Source organism: Curtobacterium sp. MCBA15_013, from assembly GCF_001865095.1.
In the GTDB taxonomy this organism is placed as follows: domain Bacteria; phylum Actinomycetota; class Actinomycetes; order Actinomycetales; family Microbacteriaceae; genus Curtobacterium.
On the sequence record NZ_MJGQ01000005.1, the window covers coordinates 1 to 795 of the forward strand.

Below are 795 nucleotides of genomic sequence, written 5' to 3' on the forward strand. Positions count from 1 at the left end.
TCGGCGGCCTTCGTCGTGTGTCGTACTGGGGCTCAGGCTGCGAGTGCCAGTTCGCCCACGCGGACGGACTGCGCCTGCACGAGCGTGCGGCTCGCCTCACCGCGCCACGAGCGACCGGGCACGGTCCAGCCGGCCTCGCCGTCGATGTCGACGCGGGCGCCACGGGTGATGAAGAGACCGAGGTCGTCGGCCGGGATGCGGACGAGGTACTCGCGCTGCGAGCGCTCGTCGCGCACACCGAACTCGGCGATGCGGTCGGGGGAGACGGTCGGCGCCGCGAGGGCGGTGCCGGTGATGGTGATTCGTTCGTTGCTGGTCATGGTGTTGCGGTACTTCCTGGTCGTTCGGCGCCCAGGGCGACTCGGTGTCGGCGGACGGCTGAGTCCGGCGCGACGCATCGAGTGCGGGGCGCGCACGTCGAGCTTCGACGTGCAGCTCGTCCGTTCGGATCGAGCGGTGGTCTCGTGGGAATGCGACTCGGGTGAGTCGGCTTCGAGACGGTTCGGCGTGCGCGAGTCAGATGGGTTCGCTGCAGTGCACCAAAAGAACACTCTACTCGACGATGCCCGGATTGTCCAGGAACGATGTCCAGCGGCTCCCACCGGCAGCGACGTTGCCCGAGCCGTCGAGTCGGGCGGCGGAAGACGACGGCTTGCGACCGGCCTGCTCGTGGATCAGCCCGTCGAACGCCTCGGAGAAGTCGAGGCGGGGGACTGCCGCGGTGACGGCGAGCAGGTCTGACGCCGTCCACCGGGCGAACCCGGCCCCGGAGACGTCGAGCGAGGTCGCGACCTC

Annotated in this window: 1 protein-coding gene and 1 pseudogene; both read right to left on the reverse strand. The window is 69.9% G+C overall.

Translation table 11 applies throughout. The features are described 5' to 3' along the window. Positions 1-32 precede the first annotated feature (32 nt). Positions 33-320, reverse strand: a complete 288-nt coding sequence (locus BIV01_RS03700) for a hypothetical protein (protein WP_071294526.1) — start codon at positions 318-320, stop codon at positions 33-35. A gap of 232 nt (positions 321-552) precedes the next feature. Continuing rightward, positions 553-795: pseudogene (locus BIV01_RS19650) on the reverse strand (hypothetical protein); the annotation flags it as partial.